The sequence below is a fragment of the Spirosoma daeguense genome (assembly GCF_054776875.1).
Map to the genome: position 1 here is coordinate 139169 of NZ_BAAHBF010000008.1, position 22803 is coordinate 161971.

General features: G+C 47.8%; 20 protein-coding genes. 7 read left to right on the forward strand and 13 right to left on the reverse strand.

Features of this window, described 5'->3' with window-relative positions; all coding sequences use genetic code 11:
• Positions 1 to 79: 79 nt before the first annotated feature.
• Together ACYVD4_RS24550 and ACYVD4_RS24555 are read right to left on the reverse strand one after the other, a co-directional pair.
• On the reverse strand, positions 80 to 1732 hold the full coding sequence (locus ACYVD4_RS24550) for a serine hydrolase domain-containing protein (protein WP_460950230.1): 1653 nt from the start codon (positions 1730 to 1732) through the stop codon (positions 80 to 82).
• Positions 1733 to 1806: 74 nt separating this feature from the next.
• On the reverse strand, positions 1807 to 2628 hold the full coding sequence (locus tag ACYVD4_RS24555; RefSeq protein ID WP_460950231.1) for an AraC family transcriptional regulator: 822 nt from the start codon (positions 2626 to 2628) through the stop codon (positions 1807 to 1809).
• Between the two features lie 232 nt (positions 2629 to 2860).
• Between ACYVD4_RS24555 and ACYVD4_RS24560 the strand changes: the two genes are divergently transcribed.
• Positions 2861 to 4471 (forward strand): carbohydrate-binding domain-containing protein, encoded by a 1611-nt coding sequence (locus tag ACYVD4_RS24560; protein WP_460950232.1) that lies wholly within the window; start codon positions 2861 to 2863, stop codon positions 4469 to 4471.
• Between the two features lie 92 nt (positions 4472 to 4563).
• Here ACYVD4_RS24560 and ACYVD4_RS24565 read toward each other — a convergent pair whose 3' ends face one another.
• The 7 genes from ACYVD4_RS24565 to ACYVD4_RS24595 form a co-directional block, all read right to left on the reverse strand.
• The gene (locus tag ACYVD4_RS24565) at positions 4564 to 5562 is read right to left on the reverse strand and encodes a substrate-binding domain-containing protein (protein WP_460950234.1); all 999 of its coding nucleotides are present in this window, start codon (positions 5560 to 5562) and stop codon (positions 4564 to 4566) included.
• Positions 5559 to 6572 carry an ABC transporter permease gene (locus ACYVD4_RS24570; protein ID WP_460950236.1) on the reverse strand — a complete coding sequence of 338 codons (1014 nt, stop codon included), beginning with the start codon at positions 6570 to 6572 and terminating at the stop codon, positions 5559 to 5561. The genes ACYVD4_RS24565 and ACYVD4_RS24570 overlap by 4 nt, the downstream gene beginning before the upstream one ends.
• Before the next feature lie 20 nt (positions 6573 to 6592).
• Entirely contained in the window at positions 6593 to 7981 is a 1389-nt protein-coding gene (locus ACYVD4_RS24575; RefSeq protein ID WP_460950237.1) for a glycoside hydrolase family 140 protein, read from the reverse strand.
• Positions 7982 to 8106: 125 nt separating this feature from the next.
• A complete protein-coding gene (locus tag ACYVD4_RS24580) occupies positions 8107 to 8940 on the reverse strand; it encodes a phosphogluconate dehydrogenase C-terminal domain-containing protein (protein WP_460950239.1) in 834 nt (277 codons plus the stop codon).
• Positions 8933 to 9787, reverse strand: a complete 855-nt coding sequence (locus tag ACYVD4_RS24585) for a sugar phosphate isomerase/epimerase family protein (RefSeq protein ID WP_460950241.1) — start codon at positions 9785 to 9787, stop codon at positions 8933 to 8935. Before ACYVD4_RS24585 ends, ACYVD4_RS24580 begins: the two co-directional genes overlap by 8 nt.
• Before the next feature lie 3 nt (positions 9788 to 9790).
• A complete protein-coding gene (locus tag ACYVD4_RS24590) occupies positions 9791 to 10801 on the reverse strand; it encodes a GntR family transcriptional regulator (protein WP_460950243.1) in 1011 nt (336 codons plus the stop codon).
• A 50-nt stretch (positions 10802 to 10851) separates the two neighbouring features.
• The gene (locus ACYVD4_RS24595) at positions 10852 to 11832 is read right to left on the reverse strand and encodes a nucleoside hydrolase (RefSeq protein WP_460950245.1); all 981 of its coding nucleotides are present in this window, start codon (positions 11830 to 11832) and stop codon (positions 10852 to 10854) included.
• A gap of 270 nt (positions 11833 to 12102) precedes the next feature.
• On the opposite strand from ACYVD4_RS24595, the gene ACYVD4_RS24600 reads away from it, so the two are divergent.
• The 5 genes from ACYVD4_RS24600 to ACYVD4_RS24620 all read left to right on the forward strand — a co-directional run bounded on the left by ACYVD4_RS24600 (position 12103) and on the right by ACYVD4_RS24620 (position 18354).
• Positions 12103 to 13560, forward strand: coding sequence for a glycoside hydrolase family 140 protein (locus ACYVD4_RS24600; protein ID WP_460950246.1), 1458 nt, complete (start codon positions 12103 to 12105; stop codon positions 13558 to 13560).
• Positions 13561 to 13855: 295 nt separating this feature from the next.
• The gene (locus ACYVD4_RS24605) at positions 13856 to 14875 is read left to right on the forward strand and encodes a Gfo/Idh/MocA family protein (protein WP_460950247.1); all 1020 of its coding nucleotides are present in this window, start codon (positions 13856 to 13858) and stop codon (positions 14873 to 14875) included.
• Entirely contained in the window at positions 14872 to 16347 is a 1476-nt protein-coding gene (locus tag ACYVD4_RS24610) for a sugar ABC transporter ATP-binding protein (RefSeq protein WP_460950249.1), read from the forward strand. Before ACYVD4_RS24605 ends, ACYVD4_RS24610 begins: the two co-directional genes overlap by 4 nt.
• 16 nt (positions 16348 to 16363) lie before the next feature.
• On the forward strand, positions 16364 to 17854 hold the full coding sequence (locus tag ACYVD4_RS24615) for a hypothetical protein (RefSeq protein WP_460950251.1): 1491 nt from the start codon (positions 16364 to 16366) through the stop codon (positions 17852 to 17854).
• 86 nt (positions 17855 to 17940) lie between these two features.
• The gene (locus ACYVD4_RS24620; RefSeq protein WP_460950252.1) at positions 17941 to 18354 is read left to right on the forward strand and encodes a hypothetical protein; all 414 of its coding nucleotides are present in this window, start codon (positions 17941 to 17943) and stop codon (positions 18352 to 18354) included.
• Positions 18355 to 18358: 4 nt separating this feature from the next.
• Here the strand turns inward: ACYVD4_RS24620 and ACYVD4_RS24625 are convergent, their stop codons facing one another.
• Complete coding sequence (locus tag ACYVD4_RS24625; RefSeq protein ID WP_460950254.1) at positions 18359 to 19390, reverse strand: galactitol-1-phosphate 5-dehydrogenase; 1032 nt, start codon at positions 19388 to 19390, stop codon at positions 18359 to 18361.
• A gap of 61 nt (positions 19391 to 19451) precedes the next feature.
• The gene (locus ACYVD4_RS24630) at positions 19452 to 21044 is read right to left on the reverse strand and encodes an McrB family protein (RefSeq protein WP_460950256.1); all 1593 of its coding nucleotides are present in this window, start codon (positions 21042 to 21044) and stop codon (positions 19452 to 19454) included.
• 223 nt (positions 21045 to 21267) lie between these two features.
• On the opposite strand from ACYVD4_RS24630, the gene ACYVD4_RS24635 reads away from it, so the two are divergent.
• Positions 21268 to 22128 (forward strand): hypothetical protein, encoded by an 861-nt coding sequence (locus ACYVD4_RS24635; protein WP_460950257.1) that lies wholly within the window; start codon positions 21268 to 21270, stop codon positions 22126 to 22128.
• Between the two features lie 54 nt (positions 22129 to 22182).
• On the opposite strand, the gene ACYVD4_RS24640 is transcribed toward ACYVD4_RS24635, so the two are convergent.
• Both ACYVD4_RS24640 and ACYVD4_RS24645 read right to left on the reverse strand, forming a co-directional pair.
• Entirely contained in the window at positions 22183 to 22536 is a 354-nt protein-coding gene (locus tag ACYVD4_RS24640) for a DUF5615 family PIN-like protein (protein WP_460950258.1), read from the reverse strand.
• Between the two features lie 14 nt (positions 22537 to 22550).
• Positions 22551 to 22787 carry a DUF433 domain-containing protein gene (locus ACYVD4_RS24645; protein WP_460950260.1) on the reverse strand — a complete coding sequence of 79 codons (237 nt, stop codon included), beginning with the start codon at positions 22785 to 22787 and terminating at the stop codon, positions 22551 to 22553.
• Between the last annotated feature and the right edge of the window lie 16 nt (positions 22788 to 22803).

Genomic DNA, 22803 nt, shown 5'->3' on the forward strand with positions numbered 1-22803 from the left:
GTAACGTAGTGACAAAGTCGTTATATGCCTTGGCTGCGTAACGGTCAGGATAGGATTAATCGCTACGTAGCACAAAAGCTTATTTCAATACAGCCGGTAAAATATACTCTTCCATCATTCGGTCTACCTGCGGGTGGGCATACCACGTATTAAATGCCGTGGCTGTAACGACCACTACAAGCGGCTGATCCTTGAAAACAAAAATCTTATTGCCGCCATTTCCGGTGCAGTAATCCGTTTCGTACGATTTGCCGTTTACGGTATAGGTTTTGTTCCAGAACAGATAGCCGTAATACTCATTCTTCCGTCCCGGAATCGGTTTGTGTTTTGAGAACGTTTTGGTTACCCAATCGGCCGGAATAATCTGCTTCCCGTTCCACTTTCCTTTGTTTTTATAGAGCTGCCCGTATTTTGCAAAGTCGAGTGCGTTCATCTGGATTCCACCTGCCGTATTCGCTACGTGCTGTGGCGTGTATTGCCATTTGTACTGGCTGATTCCCAAGGGATTAAATAGCTGTTGCTTCGAATACGTATCGAGATTGCCGGGCACGATTTTGTTCAATACGTCGCCTATGACCACAACGCCTGCCGTGAAATAATGCCACTCGCCGTTGAATTTGGTTGGTTTTACGGGCAGATCAAGCGCAAACTTTACCCAGTTCGCCGTAGGATACATGTTTTCTTCATTACCGGGTGAATTCATCTCACTGTCGTTTCCATCGAAAGCCGAACTCATGGTGAGCAATTCCTTGAGCGTAGTTTTGGCTTTTTCGGGCGAGTAATTCGAAAATGTTTTTAAATCGTAGAAATCGGCTAAAGGTTGGTTCTCGCTTTTCAAATGTCCCTCACCCTGCGCGATTCCAGCTAACGTAGAGGCAAACGATTTACCTACTGACCGAACATCGTGCAACGAATCTCTAGTGGCTCCGTTGAAATATTCTTCAATCAATATCTTGCCATTTTTGATAACAACCACGCTCGTGATATGCTTGAATACGTCGGCGTCGATGTTGCCCTTGAGTTTCTTGATTTCCTGGGTGTCGAATGATTCACTAGAAACGGGAAGACCAGCATAAGGTTTAGGTGCGGCTAATTGAATATCTGCCAGGTTTAAATGAGGTTTTCGATTGACTTCCAGCGCTAGTTCGCCCACCGCAATGGTTTCGCCCACCTTCACCTCTGCCAGTTTTACATACGGTCTGATTTCAAATTTAAACTGATGATGCCCTTCCGATAAAGCACTATCACCACCGTTATACATAAATCGGTTCCAGGCCGACTGGCTCCACCAACTCCCTTCGTGCTGATTGTCGATAAGCGGTTTACTGATTATGGTTTCGGTATGTTTCAGTTTGGCGTAGGGGGCGCCGGGATGAAGATTGCTCTGATAGACAAGTCGGTTATCGACGTAGAAATTGAACTGATAATTTCCCACTTTGGCGAGCGAATCTGGTTGTAAATCAGGAGCTAACGGGTGTAAATAATTCGTGAGCGAGTTGCCCATGAACACTGTTATAAATAAGTTGCTCTTATTCGTGAGTTTGTAGTGTTTCAGGAAATCGTCAGCCTTCAAATCGGCCGTAGGTATTGCTTTGCTGGTGAATATGATTTTGCCAACATTGGCCTGATGAACGGCTGAGGTAATACCTTGGCTTTTAACGAAATCGCTGGATTGAGCGTCAGCGGACCAATAACTAAAAAGGAGAATGGATAAAACTGAAATAAATCGCATAGGTATTGTTGTTGTACTGCGAATGAAATTTTGCCCAAATCTCGATGAATGGAAAATTCGAAAATAGAACGAAATTAACCTGAGCCGTCACGTACTAAAAGTTTCCGGTACTGCGATGGGGTAACGCTGTGCTGCGCTTTAAACGAACGGATAAAATGACTCTGATCGGCAAATCCGCACGACAGCGCGATTTCGGTCAACGGAATTTCTGGCGATACCAATAGCGGGAGCGCCTTCTGGATACGTAGCGTACGAACGTAATCCCCTAAATGAGCATGAAAATAGCGCGGAAACTCCCGACAAAGGTGAACCGGATGAATCGCTACGTAGCTCGACAAGTGCTCAAGTGTCCATGCTACGTCCGGCGCATCGTGTAGTAATGTTCTGATTTGATTTACCCATGCCGGTTGGGTTCGATACGGCTTTTCGGGAGCCGGGTTTATCTCACTTAAAAGCTTGACAAGTAGTGCATCTATAGCCAGTCTTTCGTCGCCTTTATACAGCTTCGTTTCCTTAACGATGCTGTACATCAGTGTTTTCAGATGAGGATTTTGCAGATTGAGACTTCCCTGAACCGCGTCAGTTCGAAGATCGTGGGTTTTGAACCAGTCGGGGTTGATTTCTACGTGAAATCCGCGTGTGTATCCTTTGGGTTTACTGTTGAAATGAGCTTCCTGCCAATGGTGAAAGAGTAGACTTCCAGCCGTGCAGTGGTACGTTTCTTTCCGATTGCCTTCCAGTACCCGCCCATCGAGAATAAACGTAAAATAGGCATTCTCATGAAAATGCCAGTCGACCCAGTCGTGCGTATACTCCGTATCGGTCAGCGTCAGATTGCCGAGCTTAACAGTTTGGTTCGTTTGGCCATAAAACTGACCAGTTTTCAACTCGTTCATAACCTTATGCCCTGATCAACAATACGTTTATTGAATGCGAATTACGAAAGAAAATGAATCAATTGGCCAACTTCCATGCTACGTAGCAGCACATTACTACGTATTGATTTCTAAAACCGAATTAATATTCGTCTATACAATCAGGTTGTTTACCTCAAAAGTGCTTGCTCAAGCAACATTCCAACGGTGATCGGCGTAAGGTATTGTTAGAGTTAATATGTTACACCAATAGATGAGAAAAAATACATTCACCGTAAATGCCTTTACTAATCTCTGGGCTACGAAGCTATGGATTAGTCAGTTAGTACTTATATGTACACTGGTTTCGCTGATCGGATGTTCGAAACCCGAAACCACCGTAACACCTGGAGGAACTACCACAACTACGCCAACGACCAGTACGACTACTACGTCGACCTCCTCAACATCGATTGTGATTGATAGCGTTAGTACATTGTCGAGTGCCAAAGAAGGTAACACCGACGTAGCGGCCAACGTCGATGATTTGCTGGCCAATTCAACATTTTCGTCAACCGTAACCATCAATTTCGGTACGTCGGTCAGCATTTCTAATCCGCTGGCTGGTAAGGGCGTAACCATAACCGAGACAAACGGCGATGTGGTGATTACGGCTACAGCGTCGGAAGTGGCGTATGTGCTGTCGGGAACGACGGCCAATGGTTCTGTAAAGATTTACAGCGACAAGAAATTCAAGCTCACCTTAAATGGTGTGAATATCACGAATGCCGATGGCCCTGCAATTAATATCCAGTCGGGCAAGCGGGTGTTTGTGGTGCTGGCCGATAATACGAACAATACGCTGACCGATGGCGCTACGTATGCTGCCAGCGCCACCGAAGATATGAAAGCTACGTTCTTCAGCGAAGGCCAGTTGATTTTTAGTGGAAACGGAAACCTTTCGGTAAAAGGAAATTACAAACATGCCATTTGCAGCGACGACTACGTGCGGCTGATTAGCGGAAATATCACCATCACCAGCGCCGTATCGGATGGGGTGCATACCAACAGCGCCTTTATTGCCGATGGTGGAAAAATAACCATTACGTCAGCTTCGAACGATGGTATTCAGTGCGAAAAAGGCTACGTAGTGATTAATAACGGAACCTTCAACATCAACGTAGTCGACAAAGGACTGTCGGCTTCTTACGATACCGACGCCACAATTGATCCGTACATGACCATTAATGGTGGCACAATTAACGTAACGTCCAGCGCCGGAGAAGGCATCGAAACGAAGAGTATACTGACCATTAACGGTGGTACGATTACGTCTAAATCGAAAGACGACGGCATCAACGCCGGAAAGTTCATTTATATTAATGGTGGTGTGGTTTATGCCTATGCTACATCGAACGACGGTATTGATTCGAACGGAAAAATTACCGTGACGGGAGGTAAAGTAATTGCGGTAGGCTCAACGGCACCCGAAGAAGGTTTCGACTGCGACCGGAATACGTTTAAAGTAACGGGTGGAATTTTGGTTGGCATTGGCGGGGCAACCAGCCAGCCTACGGCCAGCGTCAGTACGCAGGCATCTGTTATGTTGGGAAGTGGAACGCAGAATCAATTAATTCATCTTCAATCGAGTGACGGTGCTGAAACGCTAACTTTCCTGATTCCAAGAACATACGCAACCATGCTGTTTTCCAGTCCGAAGCTAAAAGTGAGTAAAGGCTACAAAGTATTTACGGGCGGAAGCGTAACCAACGGAATATCTGTCAACGGTTTGTATCTCAGCGGAACCTACATTCCCGGAACGCAGGGCACTACCTTCACCATGAGCAGTATGCTGACAAAGGTAGGAGGGAACGTAGGGCCTTAGTCGATTGTGTTACGCTATAGAATTATAAAAGGAAGGGCCCGGTCACTTGACCGGGCCCTTCCTTTTATGACGTAGCTAATAGTGAGCAAATTTTACTTTCCAAAAGCATCAACATTTTCTTTCGTGATACGTAGCAAACCTGTATTTACGGACGTTGGTACGTTGATAATGCCTGCCTGCGCATCATTGCCCGAAAGCTTATTGGTCTGGTGAACCATGTCGTATAGAAATTGCGCACCATACCACGTAAAGAGTTCACGCTTTTGCCCGGCAAGCATCTGAATAACGCCTTCGCGTACCAGTTGCAGATGTTCCGGCTCCCAATCGACGGTTGTGACTTTCACCTTTCCAACTCGACCTGCTTCCTTGACGGCCAACCCGATACCCGGCCCGGAATTTGAGTCGAAGCCACAAAGCCCGGCCAGATCAGGGTGTGCCGACAACAGATCGGACGTAATACGAGCCGCTTCTTCAACATTCGATTTGTCGTCGAATTTACCAACAACTTCAATGCCTGGGTATTTTTTCACTACGTCCAGAAGGCCCCGAAAACCGGCTTCCATACTGTTCAGGCCAAGAATACCCATGTAGGCAATTTTACCTTTGCCACCGAGCAAACGTACCATTTCCTTGCCTTGCATCTGACCAATTTCGTACCAGTCGGTGCCTAGAAATGCGTGCCGTTTTGAGTTCGGAATGTCGGAATCATAGACAACCGTTGGAATTCCGGCAGCCACCGCTTTATCGATAACCGGGCCAATGGCCGGGTCTGTACCATTGATAAGCAGCCCGGTCGGACGAGTGCCGATGACTTCTTCGATTACGTTAATCTGCGCCGGTACGTCCCATTCGGCAGGGCCGAGGATGGATGTTTTTACCCCTTTTTCACGGCCCCAGCGCAGAAATGTTGCCTGATCGTGGTGGATGTACATGGGCATCGTAACGGCAGTCGTCACCATTACGTATTCTTCGTCGGTGCTGGACGTAGTGGAGTCGGTAACCGTATTGAGGGCCGTGCGCGTGGTATTCTGGCGAGGAGGAAGCTCGCAGGATGAAAGAGCTAGTAAGCTAAGGATCAAGAGTTTTTTCATGCGAGTGCCCCCCGTTTTTGAAGCGCTTTATCGGTCCAGACGGCCGCAATCAGAATCAGGCCCAGAATAATTTCCTGCCAGTAACCCGATACGCGCGCCAGAACCATTACGTTACTGACCAATCCCATAAAGACGGTTCCGAGTAGCGCACCAATAATTTTACCATGTCCGCCCGACAAACTGGCTCCGCCCAGAATTACGGCTGTAATCACCCGCAACTCTAATCCCCGGCCTGCTGTTGGTAAGGCCGTTCCTAGCCGGGAAGCTAACAGAATACCTGCGACACCTGCCAGTAAAGCGGTCAGTACGTAGCCCCACAATTTCATGTTACGTACCCGAATCCCGGATAAATCAGCCGCTCGTTCGTTTCCGCCGATATAATAATAGCGTCGAAAAAAAATGGTCCGATTCATCAGAAACGCAAACGTAGCCACTAGCAAAAGCATGTACCATACTGGCATTTGCACACCCAACAAACGCGATTGGCTGATGGCGTTGAACCAGTACGGTAAATTCTGAATTCCGGCTCCACTTACCAATAAGGCTCCACCGCGCACAATACCCATTGTTGCCAGTGTCTGAATCATGGGGTTAATGCCTTGGTAAGCAATCAGGTATCCGTTTGTCAGGCCGACTAAACCGGCAGATGCTAGTGCCGTAATCAGGGCCAAAGGCATCGGCATTCCGAGGGTAATCATCGAATAAGCCGCAACTCCACCCGAAAACGCGACTACCGAACCAACGGACAGATCGAAAACGCCCGATACCAGCAGGAGCATCATGCCAACCGCCACAATGGTGTCGATGCTCAGATTCAGCAGGAGTTGACTCCAGTTACCAAACGTTGGAAACGTCTGTGGGAACGTAATGGCCGCGCCAACGCCAACCAGCAAAATGGTTAGCGTTAGCGAATACGTGCGTTCCTGCAAAAGTGATCGCATAGGAGTGGTGAACGATGAGTGGTAAGTGATGAACGATGAATTTAACGTAGCAAATAACTCATCGTTCATCACTTATCACTCATCACTCTTTATAGTGTTTGATAATTCCTGGCGGCATCGTCTAATACCAGAACCCAATCCTGACCGTAACCTTTGGTGGGTGGCGAAAATTGTTGTGCTTTCTGGTTATCGAACGTACCGGCTGATTTGGTTTTGCCCGTACGCGGGTCGAACCACGTAGCGGTAATGGTTTTGCCCGAAATCTTGCCCGGATTGACCGTAAATGGTTTACCTACAGATGAATATACAAATGCATAATCTTTGCCGCGCGTAGCCTGAATCCGTTCGGAAGATGCCAGATTATTCTCTACAACCAGCGACTGGTCGGGAACACGGTCGAGTTGGGGGCGGGCGGTCAGCAGTTTCCGAACGTAGCGCATCTGATTGGCTCCGGGCAAATCGAGGGCTTCCGGCCAGAAAAGATGCGGCCCATTTACGGCAGGACGTGCCGAACTGTACATCTGCCAGATGTCATGACAACCATACGTATGTCCGTGAGCACCTGCGAACAAATCCAGATACGCATACAGGCGCACATCGTAAGCATTTGACGTACCTAAATCTTTAGGATTGAAACAAACCGGATGGTCTTCGTAAATCGGTTCGGCATCAATGGTAGGCCGGGTTGGCTGGCTGTTATACGACAACGTAATGTGGTCATACATAGGCGTAAACCGGCAATGGCCATTCTGATGCATGTTGAAATCGAACCAAGGCTCATTATTGAACCACTTCAACGAACCACCGTCCATTCCGTTGGGCTGTGGATGATACGAAATCAACGCTTTATCGGCTCCACCAACGGCATTCTGAATACCTTCGGCCATCGCCCGCCAGACTGTTACGTCCTGCGAGCCATCGCGCGGATTGCGGTCGCCACCCATCACCCAGACGATATTTTCGCGGTTCTTATAGCGGTCGCCAAGGTAGCGACCATAGACACCAGCATTGGTTGGATTGAAAATTTCAGGGCCTTTTCCCCATGTACTTTTAAATAGTTTATCGCCCCAGGTTGGCAGAAACGCAATTACAATACCGTACTGCGCTGCCTTGTCGACAATGTAATCGACATGCTTGAAATAGGCTTCGTTTGGCTTGGTCGGGTCATCGCCAACGAGTGGTGTTTCGTTGTACGGATTCGGCTCTTTCAACCCGTCGAATTCGGCCAGCGCCACGGCTTGAACTACCGTAAAACCCTGTTCAGCCCGTTTTTTTAGGTATTGATCGGCCTCTTCGCGATTCAATCGATGAAATAATTCCCAAGCCGTATCGCCCAGCCAGAAAAAAGGCGTACCGTCCTGATGAACCAGATAGCGTTTATTATCGGAAACCTTCAGGCGACCATGCGAAAACGGCTGTTGACTATAAGCAGTCAGATTGATTACCAATCCAATAATCAGAAGGATGCTATTTTTCATGAAAAGGAGTAGTTAGGAACCTCATTTAAAAAAAGTGGCACAGAGTTACACTGAGTCTAAAAGAGATTCACAAAGAACTCCGTGTGTCTCTATGCGTCTTTGCGTATCTCTGTGTCTAGCTTTTACTATCGAGCCGTGATATCTTTTACCTGCTCACGAATATCATCCATCTCAAAAATGCGCTGCCAGCCTTCCTGAAACAGAATCGGTTTAGCCCGTTTCGAGATCTTGTAAGCCGCATCGGAGAACGTACCGTTGACTTCTTTAAACAGCACCGCAATCTGAATACGTAGGTGACCCAACACGAAATCGCGGGCGGCTGCTTCGGGAACGCCCAACGTAACGATTCGGTCGTAACCTTCTTTCACTACTTCCATGCAGGTTTGCGCCAGTGTTTCAACCATCGCCGGTTCCAGAATCGCCATCTGTTCCAACGTAATACGGTGCGTTTTGTCGACGGGCTGATACATATCTTGTGCCACTTTTTCGCCCAACTGATAATGCGCTTCCGTACCTGCCATCAGAGCCACCACAATCGATTGTTTAGCCGAGATGCCGCCGTAAAAGTCCCGGAAGGCGGTTTCGGTTGGTTCCCAGTTAAAGACCGATGGATGGCAAGGGTGGGCAATTACATAACCCAGATCGTCGCGGTGAGCAATCACGCCATCAAGCGGAGCGGCTGGATCAAGGGTAAGAACCAATGCGCCCGATTTCATTTGGGGAATAATCTGCTCGGAAAGTTTACCGATTGCTACGTCGGGAAGGGCCAGAATCACTACGTCGGCATCGGCAACGGCGGCCGCTTCTTCGCTCACCGATACGCCCCGCAGCCGGAGATTTTCAATACCCTGTGGTGCAATTTCGAGGTAAGAAACGTCGTAATCGGCTAGTTTTAGAAAGTTATCGGTTAGTCGGCAGCCCATTTTGCCACCAGCACCTACCAAAGCAATTTTAGTCATATTGGTTAAGGTTTATATTCTCGCTAATTGAGGTAAATAATTGTGTGTTTTTCAGGTAGTTGATACTTTCTATAGCCCAGTTTTCTTCTTTGCGGATAGTTTCCTCCATCGTAGCTTCGGGAACAACCCATTGTTCGAGAATTGCCGTTTCACAGCGATTGTATGGGCGAACCTGCTCCATCAGCCACGGAATATTCAGCATACCCTGACCCGCTATCCGCCCGTCGATCTGGAAACCCATCAGGTGCGGAAGTCGCTGAATACCAAAATCTTTCAGGTGTAGATTGACCGTATAAGGAGCTAAGGTATATACCACTTCGGCCAACCCTTCGCCAGCACCCATCGAATTGACGGAATCAAGACAAATACCAACGCTCGGGCTGCCCACTCGTTCCAGTATGTCGGCAAATTCAGTTGACAGCAGTCGGTCGTGATTCTCGATACCCAACGTAATACCTGTTGTCTTCAGAGTAGGAATCGCATTTTTCAGGATGTCAACAACCTGATTAACCGTTGGCTGATACGTTGCTTTATCAATTACAAACCGCAGCAAACGGCTTTTTAAATAGACACTCAACTCAACGTACCGTTCAAGATGGTCGTCGGTTAGCCCACGCGCTCCAACTTCCAGTTGCACACCTAATCGCGTCACTTCCTGCTTAAAGTTGCTTAATCGTTGAGCCGATAATTCATGCAGTGGCCAGTTATCGCCAAACTGCACCAGCGAAACGCCTAGCTGCTTCGCCCGGGCGAGTAAACCCAGTTCGTCTATCGGTTCCGGCGGTCGATGTTTTCCGGGATCGCCGATTGCCCATCCGAAGGTATATGTGCTGATGCCTAACTGCATAATTTACAGAGAGTTTCTCAGTAGCAATCCTCCGGGATTGGCAATTTTCTCGCGTCGGCGTTCGGCCAGTAATTGCCCGGCTGTTTGTCCCATAAGGGCAAAATCGGTAGAAATAACACTGATGCCACCCGCCAGAATTTCCTTCATCGGCGTATCGTCGTACGAAAGCAGACCGACCTGCTGACCAAGGTTTAGGTTTAGTCGATGAATGTCTTTTAGAAAATCAACCAGATCGCGGTCGGCGAAAATCAGAAAGACCTCACCCGGCTCTATTAGTTGACTGGAATAGCTATTAACGATACGTATCGGAAAATTAAATTCCTGCCCAAATCGCTCAAAACCAGCCAGCAGGCTACCGGGAATGTACTGAAACCGATCTTTCGACAAAACCAGTGTGATACGTTGGTAGCGTTTCAGTCGCTCGAAAGCCGATGAAAGAGCGTTATAGATATCTTGCTCGAAATCCTGATAAACAGCCGAAAAGTCACCCGGAAGCGTAGGGAGCATCTGGTCGAGCAGTAACAGTTTTTCGGGGGGGATCAGTCCGATGATTTCCGAAATGTCCGTATCGAAATGCGGCATTACGACGTAGGCGTTGAAGCGGCCCAGGTTGTTACGTATCAGCGTTTCGAATACCGTTGGATTGTAGTGGTGGAAGAATACGCTCAACGTAGCATCGTCAGGCAAAGCGGCTTTGAGGGCATCGTAAAGTGTTTCTTTATAGGCATTTAACGTATCGAAGATCACCAGTATGTTCAGCGATGTTCGCACGTTGGTACTCGCTACGTAGAACCCTTTGCCATGCTGCGAACGTACTACACCCCGTTGCCGAAGATCTTCGTAGGCTTTGGCAACCGTCACTTTGGCAACACCCTGCGCACTGGCCCACTCGCTGATCGACGGTAGTTGCTGACCCAGTTCCAGCGTACCCTGTTCGATACTCTGTAAGACCGTTTCGATGAGTTGCTGGTACTTCGGTTGGTCGGCCGATTGATCGATAAGACTATCATGCATTCGTTTGAATCAATTGTGTTTGTCGTTAAAACAAACGGAGTCACTATTACTTAAAAATTGCCCAGCATTAACGCTTCGATACGACTGCGTATGCCTTCGGGTGTGGCTTTTATCGCCAGATAGCCGTGCATCGGATTTACAGGCGATTTCCACTCGTTACTACCATCGGCGTTCACCGAACAATGACCATCTTTCATGACGGAAAAATAAGACGATGTGCCTTCAATGGCTTCCAGAATGGAAACCTGATCCCAACTGGCACGGCCTTTGAAGTTGTTATATAGTTCATAACCCCGATAAATTGGGCTATTCGGCTTACAGCGTGCCTTGAAATCAGCTCCACCTGTTACCAACTGATTACCGACTTCCCAACCTGCGAACGTAACAGGTAATGTCCACTTCGCCAGACAATTGACCGTCGAAGCCGGATCGGGCCGGTAAAAATTGGCTTCCTTACCGCTTGGAAAATGACCACCCATGCACGACCAGCGTTTTACTTTTTTAGTAACCAAATCCAGCCCACTCAACGGACTGACGGCGTCGGGTTGTGAGTTCAGTAAATTGCTCAGGCTGGTCAGGTGTCCAATTGTGATAATCACGACGCTGCCGTCGGGCTCTTTTGCCAGCAGACGCCGATATAGCGACGTACTGTTTTCGGCGTCTTTGCTGGAGTTAAGTTTATGCGGGAACTCCTTCGACACCGTCTGCGTGTATTTCGAAAACGTTTTCAGCGAATCTTTCTGACTAACGCCAATCGGCAAATCACCCCGTCCGAAATACGTATTGATGGCATCGGTACACGTAGCACTGTGGAGTTCATCGCTGGTAACGATAACTCCCAGAATTCGAATTTTCCCCGCCTTTTCGTAGGTATGTAACATCGCCAGCGCTCCCACATCGTCTACATCCGAGTCCATATCGGTATCCAGAATAACTGCGGTTGGCTTACTCTGAACAGGCGTCTGCTTACCCGAACAGACATTCGATAGACCTCCGAAAATGACCAGTATGATAAAAATGAATCGGTGCATGCGTTGCAATACCTAGTAGTTAAGATGTTGTGATCTAATAAGACAATATGCTTTATGAATTTTCTTGCAAAAACTTGTACGGAAGTTAAAAGAAATTACTTTTGCTTTAAATTTTTGGTACAGTAGAGTACAGTAGAGTTTGTGCAAATGTACTGTCTTTTTGAAATAGTTAAACAAAATCATCTAAAAATTAAAAATATTTACGCTAGTACTTTCTCAAACCGTTTCGTTCCTGATGTGAAACGGTTTGAGGTACAGCTTCAACGGATCATGAAGCACTTACTTGTATTACTCATTTGCTCAAGTTGGTTCAGTGCCAGAGCGCAGCTTCAGATTCAGTCGAACCACCGTTATTTTCAGGATAAAGAAGGTAAACCCTTTTTCTGGATGGGCGATACGGCTTGGGAATTGTTTCAACGGCTCGACCGACCGGAAACAGAAACCTATCTGGAAACGCGCCGTCGGCAGGGGTTCAACGTAATTCAAGTAGTGGCTTTAGCGTTTGCCAACGACGAGGATAATCGTAAACCCAACCGCTACGGTGATTTTCCGTTTATCGAAAACAACCCCGACCGATTAGCCATTACGCCGGGAAATAAACCTGAAGATGTTGCCCAGTACGATTATTGGGATCATGTCGATTTTGTGATTCAGACAGCGGCCAGGAAAGGCTTATACGTAGCGTTGAACCCGGTTTGGGGTGATCACGTATCGCGTCACTGGAGTTCGAAAGGGGTTATTTTCAACGAACAGAATGCGCGAACGTATGCTAAATTTCTGGCAAATCGATACGCCAAACAGTGGAATATTATCTGGATACTCGGCGGTGATTGCCCACTTGTGTATGAGAAAGACAACCATAAATATGATGACCGGCCTGTCTGGCGAGCGTTGGCGGCTGGTTTCAAAGAAGGCGAGGGTACACAACGACATCTGATGACGTTTCACCCGAAAGGCGGACGATCTTCTTCGGAATATTTTCATCAGGACAACTGGCTCGATTTCAACGCATTTCAGTCGAGTCATGGCTCTCGCGATGCAGACGCCTGGAATTGGGTTACGCGGGATTTAGCACTCAAACCACCCAAACCCACCCTCGATATGGAGCCGTGTTATGAAGACCATCCCATCAATCCGTGGGATGGAAAATGGACACGTCAGCGCGGGTATTTCAACGCTTATGATGTTCGTTCCCGGTTGTACCGTGGCGTTTTTGCTGGCATGTGCGGGTTTACCTATGGGCATCATCAGGTCTGGCAGTTTCTGGATACAACCCGCTTTAAGCCACTGAGCGTTGGCGATACGATTATTGGCTGGAAACGGGCGCTCAATGCCGAAGCCGCCGGACAGATTCAGTTTCTGAAACAATTGATGCTCTCGCGCCCTTACTTTACCAGAATAGCCGATCAGACATTGATTCAGTCCGATAAAGGTACCGACTACCGGGATTTGGTCACGGCCACGCGCGATTCGGCAGGTTCCTACGTACTGGTGTATCTGCCTCACAGTAAGCCCGTAACAATTAACGTAGCACGCATATCGGGGAAGGAAAAACGAGTCTGGTGGTTCAACCCTCGAACGGGCAAGGCTGTGAAAGATCGGGGAGGACGTATCACAGGAACCGTTACGTTCACGCCACCGACCCAACGTAGCACGTCGAATACAGCAACCGATTGGGTACTCGTTATTGATGATGTTTCTAAAAAATATCCATATCCGGGAGATTAAGAAGTGGATTGAATTGCGACCACCCCCAACCCCCTCCTAAAACAGGAGGGGGCCTTGTAAAGACAAGCTTTGACTGTTAAGCCATGTTAGAATGAGGAAAAAATATCCTTCTGCGTAGCCTCCTGTTTTAGGAGGGGGGTGGGGGTGGTAAACTGCTAGTAAACTTCACTAAACGGTATGTTAATTTGATCTTTCACATGAAAATAGAAAATCAGATCGCTTTCGTTACGTTCCGGCAACTGTATCCTGATTCACTTGTAGTCTCCGGTTCGACATACCGGTTCTTTCTGAAAATATGTTAAAGTTCGCGGTTATCGGTACGGGTTTCTGGGCCAATTATCAGATTCCGGCCTGGCAGGAACTGCCTGGTGTTGAATTAATTGCTGTTTATAATCGAACACTTGCTCGGGCAACTGAGATCGCTCAGCGATTCAACGTTCCGAATGTATACGATAATGTCGATCAACTCTTTGATAATCATGCTCACGAACTGGATTTTGTGGACATTATTACCGACGTCGATACGCACCCTGTTTTCACCGCTAAAGCCGCCGAACGGGGTATTGACGTGATCTGCCAGAAACCGATGGGACCAAATCTGGAATCGGCCCGGCAGATGGTCGATACGTGTCAGAAGGCGGGCGTTCGGTTGTATATCCATGAAAATTTTCGCTGGCAGACACCGCTACGTCGGTTAAAAACTATTCTCGATTCGGGAGAAATCGGTCAGCCGTTCAAAGCGCGGGTAAGCTTCTGTTCGGCGTTTCCAGTGTTTGATAATCAGCCGTTTCTGGCCGAGCTGGACCAGTTTATATTGACCGATATTGGTTCTCATATTCTCGATGTATGCCGGTTTTTATTTGGTGAAGCCGACTGGTTATTGTGTCAGACCATGCGGGTTAATCCGAAGATTCGGGGTGAAGACGTAGCGAATGTGCTGATGAAAATGCGGAGTGGATTGAGCTGCTTCGCCGAAATGTCGTATGCTTCTCTGCTCGAAAAAGAAGCCTTCCCGCAAACGCTGGTGCAGGTGGAGGGAAACGCTGGTTCGGTGGTACTAACACATGATTTTCAGCTACGTATCACCACGAAATCGGGAACGTATCAGGTCGATGCTACGCCACCTTATTACGCCTGGGCCGATCCGGATTATTCGATTGTTCATGCATCTATCGTGGCCTGTAATCAGAATTTATTAGCCGATTTGCAGGGAAAAGGTGGAGCCGAGACAACCGGAGCCAATAATTTTGAAACCATCCGATTGGTGTACGCAGCTTATGATTCGGCACAACGTAACGAAACGGTTTATCTATGACGCCTTTTCTGCAACTCACAGGTATCTGCAAGCAATTTCCGGGCGTAAAAGCACTGGACAACGTATCGTTTGACGTACAATCGGGTGAGATTCACGCGCTTTGTGGCGAAAATGGCGCAGGAAAAAGTACGTTAATGAACATACTAACGGGAAACCTGTCGCCTGATTCGGGGGAGTTGGTGCTACGTGGTGAACCGATTCAGTTGAGCGGCCCTGCTGAAGCCACGCGGCAGGGAATTGCAATTGTGTATCAGCAACTTAGTCTGGTCGATAGCCTATCGGTAGCTGAAAATATTTTTGCGAACCGACAACCTCGAAACGCGTTGGGACTAATTCGATATAAAGAATTATACGCGGCAACCGCGTCTCTACTGAATCGTCTGAATATGACCGATTTACAACCGAAAATGTTGGCTGGCAATCTATCGGCTGGGCAAAAGCAGATGGTTGAAATTGCCAAAGCGTTGTCGCAGGAGCCTGATTTGCTGCTACTTGATGAACCAACGGCTTCGCTCACCGAACGCGAAACTCAAACGCTCTTTCAACTAGTACGTCAACTTCGGGATTCGGGTAAAGCGATTATTTATATTTCGCATCGACTGCACGAAATTTTCGCTCTAGCCGACCGGGTTTCTATTCTGAAAGATGGTCGTTTTCAGGGAACATTAACAGTTAGCGATACTACTCCCGCCGAACTGATCCGACGCATGGTTGGACGCGACGTAGTAGTTTCGCGCCAGCTATCTACAACTATGCCGGATGCTATTCTTGTTGTAGATAACGTATCGGGGCCGGGTTTTAGCAATGTAAACTTTCGCTTGAACCGGGGCGAAATTCTGGGCTTAGCCGGATTGATTGGCGCGGGACGAACCGAGATTGCGCGCGCTATTTTTGGAGCCGCCCAAACGAGTTCTGGAATGATTCTGCTACGTGGTCAAGCCATTCAGCCGGGGCATCCGGCCGATGCAGTAAAGCTGGGCATTGGCTACTTACCCGAAGAACGTAAAACGCTCGGACTTTTCGCGGATCAGACCATTACGCAGAATATCATTGCGATTCGTTCGCCAAAAACAAAGGCCGGTTTGTTCGATGCATCAGCCAGTCAGAACGTAGCAGAAGATTATCAGAAGAAATTAGCCATTCGTACGCCGTCGGTACGCGAAACGGTTGTAAAATTGAGCGGTGGTAATCAGCAGAAAGTGATGCTGGCGCGCTGGCTCCTGACCAATCCCGACGTGTTGCTGGTCGATGAGCCGACGCACGGCATGGACGTTGGCGCAAAGGCCGAAGTATACGCCTTACTACGTCAGTTAGCCGCCGAAGGAAAAGCGATTTTACTGATTTCAAGCGAACTTCCCGAACTTATGGCGTTATCGGATCGAATTCTGGTGATGTGCGAAGGACAGATGACAGGAGAGCTGAGCGGAGATGAAGCCACCGAAGAAAAAATCATGGCATTAGCCACTCATTAACTACTTTTTTTGACCTATGGAATTGAAGGCTGGTCCGGTTACGGTTCATTACGAAAACGGTTTTTTGCGCACATTTTCGGCAGGCTCCCGCGAGTTGTTACGTATGATTTATTTCGCTTTGCGCGACGCCAAATGGGATACCGCTCCGATACGTATCAGTAACGAACGTATTGATTCTGATAGTGATACGTTCCAGATTGTGTACGATTGGTCGGTCGATGGTTTGGGTATGCAGGTGCAGGGACAGGTACATGTCAATGGGCAGACCGACGGACGTATCGACGTGCAATTTCGGGCCGAAGCGCTTAATACGTTCCAGCGTAACCGTATTGGTTTGTGCATTTTGCATCCGATTGTCGCTACGTCGGGGCAGCCCTGCGTGATTACCAGCCCTGATGGAACACAGCTTGAAAGTCAGTTTCCGGATTTCATCAGCCCGCATCAACCTTTTCTGAACATTCAGACTATGACTTGGGAAACAGGTTTTGGCGATACGTTACAGCTTAGTTTTTCGGGTGATGTGTTCGAAACGGAAGATCAGCGCAACTGGACTGATGCGTCGTTTAAAACCTATTCGACACCGTTAACCATTCCGATTCCTGCAACCGTTGAAGCGGGCACTGTTATTGAACAGTCAGTACATTTTCAGCCAATTAAACTAACTGGTACCGACGATTTAATTAACGAGAACCTAGATACAAGCCAGAATTCCAGTGTGTTACGTATTGGTCTTGGGCATCGTATCGACGGACCGCGTTTGCAGCCTGACGAAGCGCTACGTTTGAAAAAGTTAAATCTATCGCACCTGCGAGCCAACGTCTTTTTCAGCGGTCCCGACTGGTCTGAGCAACTTCTGAGCGCACGTACCGATGCCAATATGCTGGCGATTCCACTTGAACTAGCCTTATTTTTTGACGGAGATGCCGCTCATCAACTTAATGAGTTTCTGACGTTCTTATCCGCTGAATCCGCTTCGATTCAAAGCCTTCTATTATTTAATCTGGACACGCATACTACGTCCGATAAACTACTGAATGAACTCGTTCCTATGTTACGTTCGCAGTTGCCAAACGTGAAACTTGGCGGTGGGACTGACGCTAATTTTGCCGAATTCAACCGGAATCCATTTCTGTATGATTTGGTCGATTTTGTTACGTTCTCAGCTCATCCACAAGCTCATGCATTCGATAATCAGACGATTATGGAAAATGCCGCTGCCCATGCCGACGTAGTACGTTCGGCGAAAAAATTAACCAGCAATAAACCCGTACATATATCGCCCATTACGTTACGGTCTCGTTTTAACCCGGCATTACCTGCCGACAAATCCGGTTATAATCCACCAACCGATAGCCGACAAAATACGGACTTTGCAGCCGAATGGACTCGAAAAAGTCTGGAAGCAGTACGTAGTGCCGGGGCCGATTCTGTTACGTATTTCGAAACACATGGCCCACGTGGTGTACTGGAAAACGATACGTTACTGGCTGTTTTACAGGATAGATAGTTGCCTATCTGTTGTGCGTAGTTCTAAATTCAATGCGCCGTTCCAACCGAAATTAATCCGTTAGGGTCAAGTTGAAAAGGGCTAACATGATGAAGAATTACTACGTTGGAATACTGTTACTATTGGTTGGCGTAATGGGTTGTCAGCGCGACGAGTCCGTTATGCCGTCGTCGCTGCTGCATCGCAACTGGAACCTGTTCCGAACACGGGAAATAGCGAGTAACGACTGGCGATATTGGGACTCCGATGCCTATTATACCGTTGAGTATCGGGCTGATGGTACGTTGGTTTACCGACGGAATGGTGTTCGTTCAGATGCGAATTGTTGTGGCGCGTTAACGTATACATTTCGAGGGAGTACGATTCAGTATACAAGCTGGAATTTTTGCCCCAATGCGTATTGTGCTACCATAAAAAAAGTAACCATCACCCAACTCTCGGAAACTCTCCTTGAGTTCAATGATGGTTACATGGTTTATCAGTATGAACCGGCCAAATAGCGTATTAAGGCTTTAGCACCACTTTAATCAGTCCTTTTTCTTTGGCGTAGAGCCGCTTGAACCAATCGGCACCTTCTTCGAGCGGAACCTCAGCACTGAGAATAGCCTCAACATTCATTCGGCCCGACGAAATCAACGAGAGTGCCGCTTCATATTCGCCATTGATGGCGCAGGAACCCTGCAAACGTAGCTGGCGGGTTACGATGGCCTGTAAAGGCATCTCAACGGTTGGAGCCAGATTCCCGACCAACGTAACGGTAGCTCCTTTCCGTGCACAGTCGATTGCTGTTTTTACTGTTGGCCCGGCTCCTACCACTTCAAACGCTACGTCGGCCCCACGGCCATTGGTAAGGGCTTGAACCTGTGCTGATACGTTGCCCGACGTTACGTTAATCTGATGCGTAGCACCGAGTTTCTGCGCCAGTGCAAGACGGTCATCATCAAGGTCGAGGGCGATAATAGTACCGCAACCGGCCAGCTTAAGTGCCTGAATCACAAACAAACCAATCATACCCGCGCCAACCACCACTGCCGAATCGTTGACCTGAATAGGCGTTAGGCTGAGAGCGTGCAGGGCTACTGCAACGGGCTCAACCAGAGCCGCCTGCGTGAAACTTACATTGTCGGGAATGGCGTACAGAATGTGCTGTGGAACAGACACGAATTCGGCAAACGCGCCCTGACGTTTGAAATCAGGTGTCGATACACCAACCACTTCGCGGCCATCGCTGAGATTATATTGACCACGGCGGCTATACCAGTCGTCGAGCGAATAAACTGTAGAATCGAACGTAACGCGGTCGCCCGTTGACCAGCCTTTTACGTCGGCACCTACTTCGGCAATAATGCCGCTGGCTTCATGCCCCATCACAATCGGTGGAATTCGTCGGCCGCTGCTGCCATCCATGCCATGAACATCGGAACCGCAGATGCCGACAGCTTTTACACGTACCAGAACCTCATTGGGTCGAATGGTCGGCCTGGGTACGTCCTGCAGGTCGAAGTGATTGTATTCGGTGAGAACCAGTGCTTTCATACGTAACGCGGACGTGTTGCCCGCCAATAAAAACATACATTATGCGGACAGAATGTCCGCGTTACAATTTCTGATAAATTCTGATAAATACTTCTGGTGCTATCTGGTCGTAATGACCCTGTTGCAACGTTGGGTTTATTTCGTAAGTAACCACATCGTCCATCAATTCGGGTAATTCGCCAAATAGTTTACTGGCAGATGCGACTGTGTATTTCTTTTTCACCCAGATCAAGCGCTGTTCTGGTTCTTTTCCCCAAGCCGGATTGTCGCCCAAAATTAGCTGAATCTTAGACCAGTCATTGAAAAAATATTCCTGTAGAAGTGGAATAATCCGGTCGCGGAAAATTCCGCAAAGGTCGACCTGCGTGTCGATGTTCATAAAATAGGCATGGCCAACCTGATGGTCGCGGTCGAGCAGACATTCGATACGTTCGTTGATGGTACGTAGCAATTTCGCGAGATCAATCCCATCGACAACGCCCAATAGCGACGGGTCGGGCAATATCTCCTGAAACGCAAACCGCCGACGTAGCGCAATATCGAGCAGGGCAATGGAGCGGTCGGTTGTGTTCATCGTACCCACTACGTATAGATTGCTGGGCACGCCAAATCGCTCCTGCGAGTAGGGGAGAGTTACCCATAGTTCGTGTTCGGCCCCCAGTCGCTTATCAGCTTCAAGTAACGTAATGAGATCGCCAAATACACTGGCTACGTTGGCCCGGTTCACTTCATCGATGAGCAGGTAATGGGCGGGTGCTTTCGCCAGTTTTCGTTGCCGATTTTCGAGTGAATCGTTCAGGCAATCGGCCAGTGTACCGTATCCTGCCCGTTGAATGGCCGACAGGCAGGCACTGTAGAAAATACCTTTCCGAATTTTATAACTTATTTGACCATCGCGCGTGCTTTCTGGCCGAAGTCCTTCCACAAATTCCTCGTAACTATAGGCCGGGTGAAATGTAATCAGGCTGGCGTTTTCATTACTGAGGTAAGGCTGAAGTGCAAAGGTTTTTCCTGTTCCCGGCGGACCAAACAGAATTAGATTATGCGGCCGGTTTCGTTCTTCAGAATCAGTTTCATAGGCCGTTTCTGGCTCTTCTACGGAATGACCATTGAGCAATGTTTCGCCTAGTTGCGGATTGTCGGCAAGGCGAATGAGTTCGCTCTGGAAAGCTTCATCTTCGGCGGCCCGATACACGTCGGGATTATGCCGGGCCGAGTGTGGTCCTCGCTTAGCAATTTCGACCAGTTCGGTGAGGCAATCGTGCCAACAGGTTTGGATGGCTGGCTTATAAAGCAGATGCGAACTCGATTGCCCAATAACAGCCGCTATATAGGCCGATTTTTCGCTGATGGTTACGAAGTCAATTTCTTCGAATTCTTCCAGTTGTTCCTGACACGATTTCTTGACTGTTAGCCAATATTCGGGTTCAGATTTATGGGGTTTCACCAGACGTAGTGCCCAGAAGTAATTGATATTCGCCGTAATAGCCCGCTGATCTTTACGTACTGTAAACGCCAGTCGTGCATCTCCGTTGGGCAGGTTAACGATGTCAATCAGTTCCTTAAGCAAACCAAAAAAGCGCCGAACGGCTTCCGGGTGGTCGATGTCTCGGATACGATCAAGGAGTGTTTGCTGATTGGGTTCGATTAACATAAGAAAGTTATACCCTGCGAAATTACAATTTTTCGCCGTTAATTGAGTAGATTAGATTGGTAAATAGGTAATGAATAGTGAACGATCTGTAATCATTAAATGGGCTTATTACCAGATAGTTAATCTAATTTTCTGTTCTTTTTTAGCTTCATGGAAGATGCCCTGTTATCATTCGCTATTCATTTTACGTTATTCACATATACTCATTGCTTTACCAACGATTATGAAACGTTTCTATACGCTTTCCGGTATGCTGATTCTGATGGTATTGGTTGTTGCCTGCCATCCTAAAGAAGAACCGCAAATTAAGCCCCCCTGTTATCTGACCACAACAAGCGATCAACTCGTAGAAGCCAGTGGCCAACTCACCGACGAATTGAAACGGACTTTTACCTATACTGGTGGTGGACTTACTACGTTGGCCGAACGCTCGAAAAACAGCGATGCTACGTTTCAGATTGAGTACAATAATTCGCTGATAACCAAAGCTATCAGTGGGCAGGACGTCATTACACTAGCCTATGCACCTTCAGCAAGTGTTCCTGGCAGTGCTACGTTCGTTCGGAGTGGTAAAGTACAGTCGACTTTCACGATGGAGTACTCACCTATGGGGGCCATGACGCGGATTACCGAAAATCGGCAGTTGCTGGTTCCGGGTTCGTCTATAACCGAACGCACGTTTACGTTTACCTATGATAATGCCGGGAATCTGACCAATGAGCGAGGCCGGTTTATTTTAGCAGGCGGGGCCATTGCCGAACAGGAAGTGGAATATACATTCGAGCAGAAGCCATCGCCTTACACCTACATTGCCGAACTGCCGCTGTTGACGGTTGTTGCACTTAGTCAGGCTGTCGAAGCTAAACCGGGTCGTTTCTGGCACATTAACACGCCCATTACGCAGAAAATGTACAACATCAATAAAGACACCCGTGCCATGATCGAATCATCGACGTTTAAACCTGTATACGATGCCGACAGCAAAGTAATGAGCCAAGATCAGACTGCTTTGCTGTATTTGATCGGCTCACAGACTCCCATCACTAAAAACAACCGTCAAACGTTTGGTTATCAGTGCCAATAGTTTACGCCAAATAACTCCCGATGCTTACTACGTCGGCGAAGACACCCGCTGCCTTTAGTCGTGAACAATGTAGTCTATATTATCTATCTCAATGAATGTATGAAAGGAGAAAAGATCATCTATAGCATCAATATTACTACGAAACAAATCGAGTAATTGGCGATTTTTGATATTACCAGTGGTTACCAGAAGAAGTTGGGATGGTTGCCTGAAAAGTAGATAGCTATTTTGGAAGTCAGCATCTTTTGTAATGACAATCCGCCCTTCGCGAGCTGCGATACGCCGAATGGTTGTATCACTTGTTTCATCTTTTTCTGGCAGATCATCTGTGTGGATAGCATCGTAGCCCTTCGTCCTCAGAATTTCAGCCAGTAAATAAGGTATTTGGGCATCGACTAAGTACTTCATGAAGAATCAGTACGTTATGTCAACACTCGGTGTATACTCTTTACCTGTGTTAACCGGGCTGCATAGGCCAAACAGGCCCGGATATCGTCTTCTTCTAAGGTCGGATAATCCCCTACTATCTCTTCATGCGTCATGCCAGCAGCTAGTAAATCCAAAATCATTTCAACGGGGTAACGTCGATTGCGAATTGTGGGTTTGCCGTGGCAAATTTCCGAATTTATTGTAATTCGCTGTAGCAGGGGATTTTCCATCCGATTCAGATTTGTA

Coding starts and splice junctions, on each gene's coding strand:
- ACYVD4_RS24550 (WP_460950230.1), bottom strand. CDS start 1,732: ATGCGATTTATTTCAGTTTTATCCATTCTCCTTTTTAGTTATTGGTCC.
- ACYVD4_RS24555 (WP_460950231.1), bottom strand. CDS start 2,628: ATGAACGAGTTGAAAACTGGTCAGTTTTATGGCCAAACGAACCAAACT.
- ACYVD4_RS24560 (WP_460950232.1), top strand. CDS start 2,861: ATGAGAAAAAATACATTCACCGTAAATGCCTTTACTAATCTCTGGGCT.
- ACYVD4_RS24565 (WP_460950234.1), bottom strand. CDS start 5,562: ATGAAAAAACTCTTGATCCTTAGCTTACTAGCTCTTTCATCCTGCGAG.
- ACYVD4_RS24570 (WP_460950236.1), bottom strand. CDS start 6,572: ATGAACGATGAGTTATTTGCTACGTTAAATTCATCGTTCATCACTTAC.
- ACYVD4_RS24575 (WP_460950237.1), bottom strand. CDS start 7,981: ATGAAAAATAGCATCCTTCTGATTATTGGATTGGTAATCAATCTGACT.
- ACYVD4_RS24580 (WP_460950239.1), bottom strand. CDS start 8,940: ATGACTAAAATTGCTTTGGTAGGTGCTGGTGGCAAAATGGGCTGCCGA.
- ACYVD4_RS24585 (WP_460950241.1), bottom strand. CDS start 9,787: ATGCAGTTAGGCATCAGCACATATACCTTCGGATGGGCAATCGGCGAT.
- ACYVD4_RS24590 (WP_460950243.1), bottom strand. CDS start 10,801: ATGCATGATAGTCTTATCGATCAATCGGCCGACCAACCGAAGTACCAG.
- ACYVD4_RS24595 (WP_460950245.1), bottom strand. CDS start 11,832: ATGCACCGATTCATTTTTATCATACTGGTCATTTTCGGAGGTCTATCG.
- ACYVD4_RS24600 (WP_460950246.1), top strand. CDS start 12,103: ATGAAGCACTTACTTGTATTACTCATTTGCTCAAGTTGGTTCAGTGCC.
- ACYVD4_RS24605 (WP_460950247.1), top strand. CDS start 13,856: ATGTTAAAGTTCGCGGTTATCGGTACGGGTTTCTGGGCCAATTATCAG.
- ACYVD4_RS24610 (WP_460950249.1), top strand. CDS start 14,872: ATGACGCCTTTTCTGCAACTCACAGGTATCTGCAAGCAATTTCCGGGC.
- ACYVD4_RS24615 (WP_460950251.1), top strand. CDS start 16,364: ATGGAATTGAAGGCTGGTCCGGTTACGGTTCATTACGAAAACGGTTTT.
- ACYVD4_RS24620 (WP_460950252.1), top strand. CDS start 17,941: ATGATGAAGAATTACTACGTTGGAATACTGTTACTATTGGTTGGCGTA.
- ACYVD4_RS24625 (WP_460950254.1), bottom strand. CDS start 19,390: ATGAAAGCACTGGTTCTCACCGAATACAATCACTTCGACCTGCAGGAC.
- ACYVD4_RS24630 (WP_460950256.1), bottom strand. CDS start 21,044: ATGTTAATCGAACCCAATCAGCAAACACTCCTTGATCGTATCCGAGAC.
- ACYVD4_RS24635 (WP_460950257.1), top strand. CDS start 21,268: ATGAAACGTTTCTATACGCTTTCCGGTATGCTGATTCTGATGGTATTG.
- ACYVD4_RS24640 (WP_460950258.1), bottom strand. CDS start 22,536: ATGAAGTACTTAGTCGATGCCCAAATACCTTATTTACTGGCTGAAATT.
- ACYVD4_RS24645 (WP_460950260.1), bottom strand. CDS start 22,787: ATGGAAAATCCCCTGCTACAGCGAATTACAATAAATTCGGAAATTTGC.